This window comes from Sphingomonas sp. CFBP9019 (assembly GCF_034045155.1).
Taxonomy (GTDB): Bacteria; Pseudomonadota; Alphaproteobacteria; order Sphingomonadales; family Sphingomonadaceae; genus Sphingomonas; species Sphingomonas aerolata.
Genome location: NZ_JAXCWK010000003.1, coordinates 533,137 through 546,312 on the forward strand (window position 1 = coordinate 533,137; position 13,176 = coordinate 546,312).

General features: G+C 66.5%; 12 protein-coding genes. 10 read left to right on the plus strand and 2 right to left on the minus strand.

Annotation, left to right across the window (positions count from 1 at the left end; genetic code table 11):
- Window positions 1–70: 70 nt before the first annotated feature.
- Genes SOM18_RS10540 through SOM18_RS10550 form a run of 3 tightly spaced genes read left to right on the plus strand, consistent with a single transcriptional unit; the run spans window position 71 to window position 4,497 of the window.
- Window positions 71–2,590 carry a penicillin-binding protein 1A gene (locus SOM18_RS10540; protein ID WP_031440010.1) on the plus strand — a complete coding sequence of 840 codons (2,520 nt, stop codon included), beginning with the start codon at window positions 71–73 and terminating at the stop codon, window positions 2,588–2,590.
- Between the two features lie 57 nt (window positions 2,591–2,647).
- Window positions 2,648–3,775 carry a peptide chain release factor 2 gene (gene prfB, locus SOM18_RS10545; protein ID WP_031394840.1) on the plus strand — a complete coding sequence of 376 codons (1,128 nt, stop codon included), beginning with the start codon at window positions 2,648–2,650 and terminating at the stop codon, window positions 3,773–3,775.
- Between the two features lie 2 nt (window positions 3,776–3,777).
- Window positions 3,778–4,497, plus strand: coding sequence for a class I SAM-dependent methyltransferase (locus tag SOM18_RS10550; RefSeq protein WP_031440009.1), 720 nt, complete (start codon window positions 3,778–3,780; stop codon window positions 4,495–4,497).
- Between the two features lie 34 nt (window positions 4,498–4,531).
- On the opposite strand, the gene SOM18_RS10555 is transcribed toward SOM18_RS10550, so the two are convergent.
- Window positions 4,532–4,927 carry a JAB domain-containing protein gene (locus SOM18_RS10555; RefSeq protein WP_031440008.1) on the minus strand — a complete coding sequence of 132 codons (396 nt, stop codon included), beginning with the start codon at window positions 4,925–4,927 and terminating at the stop codon, window positions 4,532–4,534.
- Window positions 4,928–5,009: 82 nt separating this feature from the next.
- Here SOM18_RS10555 and SOM18_RS10560 point away from each other — a divergent pair, with 82 nt between their 5' ends.
- From SOM18_RS10560 to SOM18_RS10590, 7 genes are all read left to right on the plus strand, one after another.
- Window positions 5,010–5,804 carry a thymidylate synthase gene (locus SOM18_RS10560; protein WP_031440007.1) on the plus strand — a complete coding sequence of 265 codons (795 nt, stop codon included), beginning with the start codon at window positions 5,010–5,012 and terminating at the stop codon, window positions 5,802–5,804.
- Window positions 5,805–5,879: 75 nt separating this feature from the next.
- Complete coding sequence (locus SOM18_RS10565; RefSeq protein WP_031395906.1) at window positions 5,880–6,398, plus strand: hemerythrin domain-containing protein; 519 nt, start codon at window positions 5,880–5,882, stop codon at window positions 6,396–6,398.
- A 165-nt stretch (window positions 6,399–6,563) separates the two neighbouring features.
- On the plus strand, window positions 6,564–7,028 hold the full coding sequence (locus SOM18_RS10570; RefSeq protein ID WP_031440006.1) for a dihydrofolate reductase: 465 nt from the start codon (window positions 6,564–6,566) through the stop codon (window positions 7,026–7,028).
- Between the two features lie 128 nt (window positions 7,029–7,156).
- Window positions 7,157–8,080, plus strand: coding sequence for a bifunctional riboflavin kinase/FAD synthetase (locus tag SOM18_RS10575; RefSeq protein WP_031440005.1), 924 nt, complete (start codon window positions 7,157–7,159; stop codon window positions 8,078–8,080).
- 73 nt (window positions 8,081–8,153) lie between these two features.
- On the plus strand, window positions 8,154–11,042 hold the full coding sequence (gene ileS, locus SOM18_RS10580) for an isoleucine--tRNA ligase (protein WP_320481627.1): 2,889 nt from the start codon (window positions 8,154–8,156) through the stop codon (window positions 11,040–11,042).
- Complete coding sequence (gene lspA / locus SOM18_RS10585) at window positions 11,035–11,538, plus strand: signal peptidase II (protein ID WP_031395901.1); 504 nt, start codon at window positions 11,035–11,037, stop codon at window positions 11,536–11,538. The genes ileS and lspA overlap by 8 nt, the downstream gene beginning before the upstream one ends.
- A complete protein-coding gene (locus SOM18_RS10590) occupies window positions 11,531–11,944 on the plus strand; it encodes a DUF3035 domain-containing protein (RefSeq protein WP_031440002.1) in 414 nt (137 codons plus the stop codon). The genes lspA and SOM18_RS10590 overlap by 8 nt, the downstream gene beginning before the upstream one ends.
- A 218-nt stretch (window positions 11,945–12,162) precedes the next feature.
- On the opposite strand, the gene SOM18_RS10595 is transcribed toward SOM18_RS10590, so the two are convergent.
- Complete coding sequence (locus tag SOM18_RS10595; protein ID WP_031395899.1) at window positions 12,163–13,011, minus strand: TorF family putative porin; 849 nt, start codon at window positions 13,009–13,011, stop codon at window positions 12,163–12,165.
- Window positions 13,012–13,176: the final 165 nt, after the last annotated feature.

Below are 13,176 nucleotides of genomic sequence, written 5' to 3' on the forward strand. Positions count from 1 at the left end.
GTGCCCAGCCCCCACCCCGCCGAACGCGGCTGGCAAGGACGCGCGAACCTGCTAGACGCGGGGCACGAATATGGCGTCCGATCCTTCCCCAAACTCTTCGACGGCGACCCGCCGGACCACCGACAGACTGCGCGGCAGTATCGCGCGCGTCTGGGCGAGCCGCTGGACCAAGGCGGCGCTCGCGCTGTTCGGCCTCGGGCTGATCGCGCTGTTCGGCTTCTGGCTGATCGTCGTCCGCGACCTTCCCTCGGTCGATACGCTGCGCACCTACGAACCGCCCTTGCCGACCAATGTGCGCGGGATCGATGGGGCACCGATCCACAGCTATGCGCGCGAACGTCGCGTCGAGCTCAGCTTCGCCGAATATCCGCCGATGCTGATCAATGCGTTCCTGGCCGCGGAGGACAAGTCGTTCTTCGAGCATCACGGCGTCGACTTTCCGGGGCTCGCCGGCGCGGTCTTCGACTATGTCTCGAAGATCGGCAGCGGCCGACGCGCCCGCGGCGGATCGACGATCACGCAGCAGGTCGCCAAGAACCTTCTGATCGGCAACGAATATTCGCCGACGCGCAAGCTGCGCGAAGCGGTGCTGGCGTATAAGATCGAGGATACGCTGACCAAGCCGCAGATTCTCGAACTCTATCTGAACCAGATCGCGCTTGGCCGGAACGCGTTCGGCGTCGAAGCCGCCAGCCACGCCTATTTCGACAAGGACCTCGACCAGCTCGATCTCGCACAGATCGCCTATCTCGCGATCCTGCCCAAGGGTCCGTCGAATTACGATCCGGTGCGCTATCACGACCGCGCAATGACGCGGCGCAACTATGTGCTCGACCGGATGCTCGAGAACGGGTTCATCACCCGCGCGCAATTCGACGCGGCGAACGCCGAACCGCTGGGCGTCGTGCTGCGACGCACGCCCCGGTTTGAAAGCGTCGGCGGCTATTTCGTCGAGGAAGTCCGCCGCCAGCTGATGGCCAAGTTCGGCGAAAGCGCGAAGGACGGCCCTTACAGCGTCTACTCGGGCGGCCTCTGGGTGCGGACCTCGTTCGACACGCGGTTGCAGGATCTGGCGCAGCAGGCCTTGCGTGATGGTCTGGTCCGCTTCGACAGCGGGCGCGGCTGGAACGGGCCGATCCGCCATGTCGAGATCGAGGACGACAACTGGCTCCAGCCGTTGCTCAACAGCAACATCGCACTCGATTACCGCAACTGGGTGGCGGCGATCGTGACCGGCAAGGACGGCAATAGCTGGAGCCTCGGCTTCCGCACCGGCAAGACCGGCACGCTGCCACGATATGCCGCGCAGATGGCGGTGCGCGGCAAGGGCGGCAATGCGTTCGGGGCGATCAAGACCGGCGACATCATCGCGGTCGCGCCCGAAGGCGGCGAGTTCGCGCTCCGGGCGATCCCCAAGGTCTCAGGTGCGTTCGTCGTCGAGGAGCCTGCCAGCGGCCGCGTGCTTGCGATGCAGGGCGGCTTCGACGACCGGCTCCAGGCGTTCAACCGCGCCACCCAGGCGATGCGCCAGCCTGGATCGACGATCAAGCCGATCGTCTATTCCGCCGCGCTCGACAACGGGATGACGCCCGCCTCGATCATCGTCGACGGGCCGTTCTGCGTCTATCAGGGTGCGCGGCTGGGGCAGAAATGCTTCCGCAACTTCGGCAATTCGCGCGGCGCCGGGCCGCACACGATGCGCTGGGGCATCGAACAGTCGCGCAACCTGATGACGGTCCGCGCCGCCGCGCAGACCGGCATGCCCAAGGTCGTGGCCACCATCAAGAAGATGGGCGTCGGCGATTACGCGCCCTATCTCTCCTTCGCGCTGGGTGCCGGCGAGACGACCGTGGGGCGGATGGTCAACGCCTATTCGATCCTCGCGAACAACGGCAAGGGCGGGCCGCCGTCGCTTATCGACTTCGTCCAGGATCGGCACGGCAAGGTAATCTGGCCCGAGAACTGGCGGGCCTGCGACCGGTGCAACGCCCCCGATTGGGACGGCAAGCCGATGCCGCGTCCGGTCGCGCGCCAGCGCCAGGTGCTCGACGCGATGACCGCCTATCAGATGGTCCACATCACCGAAGGCGTGGTGCAGCGCGGTACCGCGGTGACGCTGCGTGATCTCGATCGGCCAATGTTCGGCAAGACGGGCACGAACAATGGCCCGACCGACGTCTGGTTCATCGGCGGAACCCCGCAATATGTCGGCGGGCTGTATATCGGCTTCGATACGCCGCGGAACCTTGGCAGCGCGGCGCAGGGCGGCACGCTGGCGGCGCCGATCTTCAAGCAATTCGCGGTCAAGGCCTATGCCGATCTGCCCAAGCTGCCATTCCGCGCACCCGCGGGCATCCGGATGGTCCGGATCGACCGGGGGAGTGGCCGCCCGGTCTATGGGACATGGCCGAACACCGACGATCCCAAGCCGGGCGTCATCTGGGAAGCGTTCAAGCCCGAAAGCGAGCCGCGGCGTGCCGCGCGCCGTGCGGGCCCCGCTCCCACCACCACCACCGCGCCGACCGCCGCCCCCAAGGCAGAGGCTCCGCGCGACAGCGATTTCTTGCAAAGACAGGGCGGAATCTACTAGCCGTCCCCATATTCCGGGGCTGGCTGTTCATGCCGGTCCCAACACTGGAGAATACCCATGCGCGCCGAAGCGCAGGCTCACGTTGACACCATCAAGGACGCGCTGGCGCTATTGCGCCGTTTTCTCGACTGGGACCGCGCACTGCGTCGTCTCGACGAGCTGAACGCGCGCGTCGAGGATCAGGCGCTCTGGTCGGACCCCAAGGCTGCGCAGGAGGTGATGCGCGAGCGTCGTCGTCTCGACGAGGCGATCAGCGCGACGCGCGCGATCGAGAGCGAGCTCAGCGACACGTCCGAGCTGATCGAAATGGCCGAGGCCGAGGGCGACACCGCGATGGAAGCGGACGGCGTCGCCGCGCTCGCCGAACTCGCCGCCCGCGCGGACAAGGACAAGATCAAGGCGCTGCTCGCGGGCGAGGCTGATGCCAACGACACCTATATCGAGGTCAATGCCGGCGCCGGCGGGACCGAAAGCCAGGACTGGGCGGGCATGCTCAGCCGCATGTATTCGCGCTGGGGCGAACGCCACGGGCTGAAGGTCGAACTGGTCGACCAGCATTCGGGCGAGCAGGCGGGGATCAAGTCCGCGACGCTGCTGCTGAAGGGCGAGAACGCCTATGGCTATGCCAAGACCGAGAGCGGCGTTCACCGGCTGGTGCGGATCAGCCCGTATGATTCCGCGGCGCGTCGTCACACGTCGTTCGCTAGCGTCTGGGTCTATCCGGTCGTCGATGACAATATCGAGGTCGAGTATAACGAGAGCGACCTGCGTATCGACACCTATCGCGCCTCCGGCGCAGGCGGCCAGCATATCAACACGACCGATTCGGCCGTGCGCATCACGCATGTCCCGACCGGCATCGTCGTGCAGTGTCAGAACCAGCGATCGCAGCACAAGAACAAGGCCGAGGCCTATAACCAGCTCCGCGCGCGGCTCTATGAACGCGAGCTCGCGATCCGCGAGCAGGCGGCCAATGCGGAGAATGCGTCGAAGACCGATATCGGCTGGGGCCACCAGATTCGGTCCTATGTGCTGCAGCCGTACCAGATGGTGAAGGATCTGCGGACCGGCGTGGTCTCGACCAGTCCGTCGGACGTGCTCGACGGCGATCTCGAGGCGTTTATGGCCGCCGCGCTGTCGCAGCGTGTGACCGGCGAGGCGGTCGAGGTGGAGGACGTCGATTGAAGATGACGCGCGTCCTGGCCCTGCTGCTGTCCCCGATCTGGCTGCTAGCGGCATGCGATGGCAGCAAACCGCTGATCCAGCGTGAACCCAAGGATGCGGGCCCCTTCCCCGCCGCCGACCGGCCGGTCGCGTCGATCGTCTCCGCGCGCTGGTCGAATGAGGAGGCGCGCGACCGGTTGAACGAAGCGGGCGAGGTCATGACCAAGGCGGATCTCCGCAAGGGCATGACGGTCGCCGATATCGGCGCAGGCGAGGGCTATTACACGATCCGCGCCGCCGCGCGGGTCGGCAAGGACGGTCGCGTTCTCGCAGAGGACATCGTCGCGAGCGTCCGCGACCAGCTGGCGGAGCGCGTCGCGCGCGAAGATCTCGCCAATGTCAGCGTGCGACTCGGCGAAGCCAATGATCCGAAGCTGCCCCCGGCGAGTTTCGACCGCGTACTGATGGTGCACATGTACCATGAGATTGAGCAGCCCTACGAGTTCCTGTGGCGGCTTCGCCCTTCGCTGAAACCCGACGGACTCGTCGTCGTCGTCGATGCCGATCGCGAGACGCGCAACCACGGCACGCCGCCCGCACTGCTGAAATGCGAGTTCGCGGCGGTCGGCTATACGCAGGTCGACAGAGACGAGATGCCGTCGGCGGGCGGCTATATGGCCATGTTCCGCGCGACCGGCCCGCGCCCCGCGCCCGAGGCAATCCGCGCCTGCCGGACGAAATAGCGCCACCGGGTGGAGCAAGTATTGTTCCGGACCGTCAGACCATCCCCATCGCGCGCAGGCTCGCCACCCGGTCGCCAGCGATCACCACGTGATCGAACAGCACGACCTCCACGGTCCGCAACCCGGCCGCCAGCGCACGGGTAAACGCCACGTCGCGCGTACTCGGGGTCACGTCCCCGCTCGGATGATTGTGCGCGATCACCACCCCCTGCGCCGCGAACGCCAGCGCATCGGCAGCGATGATGCGCACCGCGATCTGCACCTGATCGCGCCCGCCCGCCACATGCCGCATGCCCAAAAGCCTCCGATTCGGATCAAGATAGGCGACCGCCACCGCCTCAGTCGTTGCATGCCCGAGTCTTGCGAACAGCGCGCATGCCGCTGCAAGGTCGGCAATGATCGGAGCGGAGGCGGGCGACGCGGGCACCACCTCGACTGCCGCATTGCTGCCCCTGTCGCATCCACAACTGCATCCGCTTGAGCGATCCGCCCCGCACCGCTAGGCCGTCGCGATGCGCCAATATCTAGACCTCATGGACCGCGTGCTCTCGACCGGAGTCGAGACGATGGACCGCACCGGCACGGGCACGCTCAGCGTCTTCGGCGCGCAGATGCGCTTCGATCTCGCGCAGGGCTTCCCCGTGCTGACGACGAAGAAGCTTCATCTTCGCTCGATCATCGTCGAACTCCTGTGGTTCCTGCGCGGCGACACCAATGTCCGCTGGCTGCAGGAGCGCAAGGTCGCGATCTGGGACGAATGGGCGGACGAGAGCGGCGATCTCGGCCCGGTCTATGGCAAGCAATGGCGCGACTGGGTGGCCGGCGACGGTCGCCATATCGACCAGATCGCCGAGCTGGTCGACCAGATCAAGACCAACCCTGCCTCGCGCCGCCAGATCGTCTGCGCGTGGAACCCGGGCGATCTGCACGCCATGGCGCTGGCCCCCTGCCACTGCCTTTTCCAGACGCATGTCGCCAACGGCAAGCTCTCGCTCCAGCTCTACCAGCGCTCGGGCGACATCTTCCTCGGCGTGCCGTTCAACATCGCCAGCTACGCACTGCTGACGCATATGCTCGCGCAGCAATGCGGACTCGAGGTCGGTGAGTTCATCTGGACCGGCGGCGACTGCCACCTCTATTCGAACCATCTCGAGCAGGCACGACTGCAACTCGGCCGCACCCCCGGCCCGCTCCCGCGGCTCGAGATCGTGCGCAAGCCGGACTCGATCGACGCATATGAGCATGAGGATTTCGTGCTCCACGACTACGTCGCGCAGCCGCACATCAAGGCACCCGTCGCGGTCTGAACAGAGAGCGAATCGCAATAGGAACTGGGTGCCGTCCGCGCGGTTGACCGTCCGAACCCATTCGGAAGGCCTATCATGGACATCACCCAGCTCATCCTCGACGAACACGCGCAGCAGCGTGCGCTGTTCGCACAGATCGACAGCATCGACGCCAAGGACACCGAGGCGCTGTCGGCACTGTGGACCCGCCTCAAGAACCTGCTCGACGCGCATGCCGAGGCGGAGGAGCGCTTCTTCTACCCGCGGCTGATGAAGATCGGCACCGGCGGCAACGACGCCGACTCGGCCGCCGAGGAGACCGAGGACGCGATCGAGGATCACAACGACATCCGCGAAACCGGCGAAGCGGTCGACAAGCATCCGGTCGGCTCGGACGCGTGGTTCGAGGCGGTCGGCGAATGCAACAAGGCGAACAGCGATCACCTCGCCGAGGAAGAGCGCCAGGGCCTGACCGACTTCCGCAAGCATGCGACGCTGGAAGAGCGGCACGAGCTGGGCGTCCGGTTCGCGGCGTTCGAGGCGAACCACCTGAACGGCGTGAAGGTCGTCGAGAAGGATCCCGAGGCGTACGTCAAGGAACACGCCCCGAACTGATTGACCCGCTTTATACCACCCCGGCGAAGGCCGGGGTCCAGGTGGAAAGGTGGTCGTAACGGAGCGCCGTCTTTCACCACCGACGTCCCCCAACTGGGCCCCGGCCTTCGCCGGGGTGGTGATACAAGCATAGCCCCCCGCCCCCATATCCGCCATGATACCCGCATGATCACCTTCTACCTCGCCCGCGCCAGCAACGGCGTCATCGGCCGCGACGGCCAGCTCCCCTGGCGCCTCCCTGCCGATCTCAAGCGCTTCAAGGCGCTTACGATGGGCAAGCCGATGGTGATGGGCCGAAAAACGTTCGAGAGCTTCCCGAGCCCCCTCCCCGGCCGCCGCCACATCGTCCTTACCCGCGGTCACTGGCACGCCGACGGCGCGGAAGTGGCGCATTCGATCGACGAGGCGCTCGCGATGGCCGGGGACGACGTCGCGGTAATCGGCGGCGCGCAGATCTATGCGCAGCTGCTCCCCCATGCGGACCGGATCGAGCTCACCGAAGTCCATGACGAACCCGAAGGCGACGCCATCGTCCCCGCGTTTGACGGCTGGCACGAGATTGCCCGCGAAGACCACCCGGGCGAAAAGCAGCGTCCACCCTACAGCTTCGTCACGCTCACCCGCCGGTAAAGACCGTTCCCCCCGCAAAGGCGGGAGCTCGGACTCGACTCCCACCTTCGCGGGAGAACAAGGAGGCGCGGGAGACAACGACACGGAAGGACTATCGTCATCCGCGGCGTCTGGGTACTGACCCGTGCATGCAACGGCTCGACGGTGGCGCATCCATCCCTTCGCATCTGGCGGACGGGATCGTGGCGCTGGGTAATTTCGACGGATTCCATCTCGGTCACCAGGCGGTGGTCGCGCGCGCGATCGCGTGGGCCAAGGCGGAGGGGCGCCCTGCGCTGGTGGCGACGTTCGATCCGCATCCGGTCCGCCATTTCCGCCCCGATACGCCCCCCTTCCGCCTCACGACGCTCGACCAGCGCGAGCGGCTGTTCGCAGACGCTGGCGCCGATGCGATGGTGGTGTTCCACTTCGACGGCGATCTCGCCGCGCTGACCGCCGAGCAGTTCGTCGCCGACCGGCTCCAACGCAATCTGCGGATCGGCGGCGTGGTGACGGGCGAGGACTTCACCTTCGGCCATGCCAAGAGCGGCACGGTCCACACGCTCGCCGCGCGCGGCCCGGTCCACGGCTTTCGCGCGGAAACCGTCGGCGCGGTCGCGCTGGATGGCGAGACGGTGTCCTCGACCCGGATCCGCGAGGCGCTGCGTGCCGGCGACATGGCGACCGCGACCCGGCTGCTGACGCGTCCGTTCGCGATCGAGGGCGTGGTGCAGCATGGCGACAAGCTCGGCCGCACGATCGGCTATCCGACCGCCAATCTCGACATGGGCAACTATCTGCGTCCCGCCTACGGGATCTACGCGGTGACCGGCCGGCTGGAGGACGGGCGCGTGCTGAAAGGCGCGGCGAACCTCGGCATCCGCCCGAGCTTCGATCCGCCGAAGGAACTGCTCGAACCGCATTTCTTCGATTTCACCGAAAACCTGTACGGGCAGACGATCGAGGTCGCGCTGATCGACTATCTGCGCCCCGAGGCGAAGTTCGACAGCCTCGACGCGCTGATCGCGCAGATGGACATCGACTGCGACCGCGCACGCACCATCCTCGCCTGACTGCGCCACTGCTGGTGCGTGCGGGAGGGGGGATGGCAACGCGCCCTCCGCTCGGCTACAGCCCGGCCCACTTATGACCGATACTCCTGCGCCCGCCCGCGATTACCGCGACACCGTCTTCCTGCCGAAGACCGACTTCCCGATGAAGGCCGGTCTCGCCGCCAAGGAGCCGGCGATTCTAGAGCGCTGGGCAAAGCTCGGCATCTACGACCGGCTGCGCGAACAGCGGCTCGGGCGCGAGCGGTTCATCCTGCACGACGGCCCCCCGTACGCGAACGGCGACATCCACATGGGCCATGCGATGAACAAGGTCCTGAAGGACATCATCGTCCGATCGCAATCGCTGATGGGCAAGGACGCGCCCTACGTCCCGGGCTGGGACTGTCACGGCCTGCCGATCGAGTGGAAGGTCGAGGAAGCGTATCGCGCGAAGAAGCTGAACAAGGACGACGTCCCCGTCGACCAGTTCCGCGCCGAATGCCGCGCCTATGCCGAAAAATGGGTCGAGGTGCAGAAGGGCGAGTTCGAGCGGCTCGGCGTGATGGGCGACTGGGCCGATCCGTACCTCACGATGAAGTACGATGCCGAGGCGACGATCGTCGGCGAGCTGCTCAAGTTCGCCGAGAGCGGCCAGCTGTACCGCGGTGCGAAGCCGGTGATGTGGTCGCCGGTCGAAAAGACCGCGCTCGCCGAGGCCGAGGTCGAATATGAGGACATCGTCTCGACGCAGATCGACGTCGCGTTCGAGATCGTCGACGCGCCGAACGCGCCCGAACTGGTCGGCGCGCATGCGGTGATCTGGACGACGACACCGTGGACGATCCCGGTGAACCAGGCGCTCAGCTATGGGCCTGGCATGCACTATCAGGCCTTTCACGCAGCTGATGGTCGCCGGTTCCTCATCGCCTTCGACCTTAAGAACGAGTTTGAGCGTCGCACCGGCATCCTGTTAGACTCAGGAGATTTGCAAGAGATCACAGATCGACAGATCCTCGGTTCGCAACTCGAAGGCGCCACCGCACGCCACCCGATGCACGCACTCGGCGGGTTCTTCGCCAAGCCCCGCCCGTTCCTCCCCGGCGACTTCGTCACCACCGACGCGGGCACCGGCCTCGTCCACATGTCGCCGGACCACGGCGAGGACGATTTCGAGCTCTGCAAGCAATACGGCATCGACCCGGTCTTCGCGGTCGACGGTGCGGGGATGTACCGCGCCGACTGGGCCTGGCTCGGCGGGCAAGGGTCTGTCATCAACAAGAAGTTCGTGGCCGCCGACGGCCCGATCTGCACCGATCTGCGCGCGACCGGTGCGCTGCTCGCGGCGAGCGACGACTTCAAGCACAGCTACCCGCATTCGTGGCGTTCCAAGGCCAAGGTGATCTTCCGCGCTACGCCGCAATGGTTCATCCCGATGGATGCGGCGACGTCGGTCGGCACCCAAGGTGCTTCGACTTCGCTCAGCACGAACGGGGTTGGGAATGCGGCCGCCCCGCCGTTCGCCCTGAGCGAAGTCGAAGGGCCTGGGTCGAGCAACGGCGCAACCCTCCGCGAAATCGCACTCGACGCGATCGCCGCGACCAGCTGGATCCCCGCGCGCTCGGAAAACCGGATCACCTCGATGGTGCAGGGCCGCCCCGACTGGGTCATCTCGCGCCAGCGCGCCTGGGGCGTGCCCATCGCGCTGTTCGTCAACCGCGCCACCGGCCAGTACCTCAACGACCCCGCCGTCAACGCGCGCATCGTCGAAGCCTTCCGCCAGAACGGCGCGGATGCGTGGTACGCCGACGGCCACCAGGCGCTGCTCGGCCCCGATTACGACCTCGCCGACTATGAGGTCGTGAAGGACATCCTCGACGTCTGGTTCGATTCGGGCTGCACGCACGTCTTCACGGTCGAAGCGCGCTACGGCGAAGGCACACGCGCCAACCTGTACCTCGAAGGGTCGGACCAGCATCGCGGCTGGTTCCAGTCGAGCTTGCTCGAAAGCTGCGGCACGCGCGGTCGCGCACCCTATGACGCGGTCCTCACCCACGGCTTCGCGCTCGACGGCCAGGGCCGCAAGATGTCGAAGAGCCTCGGCAACGTCGTCGATCCTCTCAAGATCATCGGTGAGAGCGGCGCGGACATCCTGCGCATGTGGGTCGCCTCGACCGATTATTTCGACGACGTGAAGATCGGCAAGGAGGTGCTCGCCACCGCGTCGGATTCCTACCGCAAGCTGCGCAACACGTTCCGCTACATGCTCGGCGCGCTCGAGGGTTTCGACGAGTCCGAGCGTGTCGCCGTGTCCGACATGCCCGAACTCGAGCGCTACGTGCTCCACCGTCTCGGCATGATCGACACCGAGCTGCGCCAGGCGGCGGAAGGCTATGAGTTCAACCGCTACACGCGGCTGCTGACCGACTTCGCGAACGAGGACCTGTCCGCGTTCTTCTTCGATATCCGCAAGGACTCGCTCTACTGCGACGCGCCTGGAGACGTGAAGCGTCGCGCGTACCGCACCGTCCTCGACGTGCTGTTCCACGCGCTGGTCCGCTACGCCGCGCCGGTGCTGTGCTTCACCGCGGAGGAAGTCTGGCAGTCGCGCTTCCCGAGCGACGACAGCTCGGTCCACTATCTCGAATGGCCGTCGCTCCCGTCGCTCGACGCGGACGACGTGGTCGGCGCCAAGTGGCATGAGATCCGCGCGCTGCGCGTCGCCGTCACCGAGGCGATCGAGCCGTTGCGCCGCGAGAAGACCGTGCGGTCCAGCCTCGAGGCCGAGATCACCGTCCCATCGATGCTGCTCGACGCCGACGCTCTGGCCGAGGCGTTCATCGTCGCCAAGGTCACGCCGGGCGATGCGGTCACCGTGACGCGCACCGACTTCCACAAATGCGGTCGCTGCTGGCGCCACCTCCCCGAGGTGACGACCGACGGCGAGCTCTGCGACCGGTGCGAAGAGGTGGTGGCGCATGCGTAACCTGCCAAAGGCCGGCTTCGGGGCGGCGATCGCGCTGTTCCTCGCCGACCAGCTCAGCAAATGGGCCGTAACGCGCCCGCTCGGGATCGATTCGCTCGGCGATGCGCAAACGATCACGTCGTTCTTCGACCTGCGCTTCGTGCCCAATATCGGCATTTCTCTCGGGTTGTTGCCCGCCGATGGCCATCTGACGCGCTGGGCGCTGGTGCTGCTGACGGGGGCGATCTCGGTCGGGGTCGCAATCTGGATGACGCGCGAGAAGAACAGGGCGGATCAGATCGCGCTGGGCTTCGTGCTCGGCGGTGCGGTCGGCAATATCCTCGACCGGATCCGGCTCGGCTATGTCGTCGATTTCGCCGACCTGCATATCGGCGAGTGGCGCCCGTTTTTGGTCTTCAATGTCGCGGATGCAGCGATTACTGTCGGCGTGCTCGTCCTGCTTGTCCGGGCGCTGCTCGTGCGCGAGAAGCCCCCTGTGGAGAATTCCCATGCGTAAGTTTGTGCCCCTGGCTGCCGGTCTGGCGAGCGTCGCGTTGCTGTCCGGCTGTGGCGCCGGCAAGAGCCTCGATCGTGCGCGGCCGGACGAGTTCGCCGTCGCCCGCCAGGCTCCGCTGGTGATCCCCCCCGATTTCGCGCTGGTCCCGCCGCAGCCGGGTGCCGCACGGCCGCAGGATACCGCCGCGAACGCCCAGACGCTCGACGCGCTGTTCGGCGGCACCGCTGCGCGCAGCCCTGCCGAAGCCGGCGTGCTGAGCGAAGCGGGCCCCAGCGCCGCCGATCCCGGCATCCGGTCGAGCGCGGGCGATCCCGGCACGACCGTGATCGACAAGGGTTCGACCACGCGCGACATCGTTGCCGCCCCCGAAGGCGACGGCCAGGATGCGCGCGCAACCGCCAACTGAGCGGCTGCCGCAAGACGCGAAAAAGGGCGGCTCCCGCAGGGGGGCCGCCCTTTTTCGTGTTCGGTCGATGGCCACCCCGCCCGCCCCTGCTCCGTAGGATACCCCAGCTTCCGCTGGGGTGACGAGAGGGAGGCAGGAAGCGGCCGTGCAAAATGCCGCAACCGCGCGCTCCCGCCATCCCAGCCAAGCGCCAAGACGACGACAGCACCCGCGCTACGTCAGAACGCGGCGGTCAGCGACGCCAGCACCTTCCCGTTGGCGATCGAACCGACGCCGTCCTGCCCACGGCTGAAGCTCGGCTGGAGATACGCCGACTCCGCCTTGCTGATGTCGGTATCGACATAGGCGACGCCCAAGGTCAGCGGCGTGCCCGGAATCACGTAATCGGCACCCACCAGCCAGTCGAAATATTCGCCGGTCGGCGACACGCTGGTGGCGAATGGCCCGAGCCCCTTGTTGCCGTTCGAATAGCCGACATGCGCCTTTACGGTCAGCCCGGTATCGGGAATGCCGCTGCTGACATCGCCCCACAAATACAGGTTCGAATCCTTGGCGTTGACGCGGTCATAGACCCCGTTGGCGGCCGAGGTGCCGTTCGAATACCAAGGCCCCAGCGCCTGCTGCTTGGGCGCATAGGCGACGCCCGCGGTCAGCGCGACCGGGCCGGCAGTGCCCGAGAGCTTGGCATAGGGCTCGATGAAGTCGGTATTGTCGAAGCCCGACGGGTACATGTACCACGTCGCGCCGACGTCGAGCGTGCCGCCACCGACGGGAAGCTTGTACCCGGCGATCAGGTCGAGCTCCATGTTGGCGCCGCCGAACGTGCCCCAGCCGGCGAGGTTCGACCCCCAGGTGCCGATATAGACGCCGCTCTTGTGCGCGATCGTGATGCCGCCCTGGACCGCGAGATTTTCGTCCGACTGCGACACGCCGCGAAAGCGATAGTCGCTGACAAGTCCGACCGATCCGCTGACCGTGACGTCCTTGGGTGGCGCCGTATCCTGCGCGAACGCAGGGGGTGCGGCAGCCAGCGCGAGGCCGCCGAAGAGGATAGTGGAGAAGCGCATCGTTTCCCTTTCGAAACTGGAAATTCGATGTCCCCGCCTGCACCCGCGGACGCCGCATCTATCGAGGCATGGCCTCCGAGCGCGGTCTTTCCTGCGGTGACAAATGAATGACAGTCGTTGATGCACTGCACAAGCGATTATTGCGCCAGGCGCGGTGTTGACGCC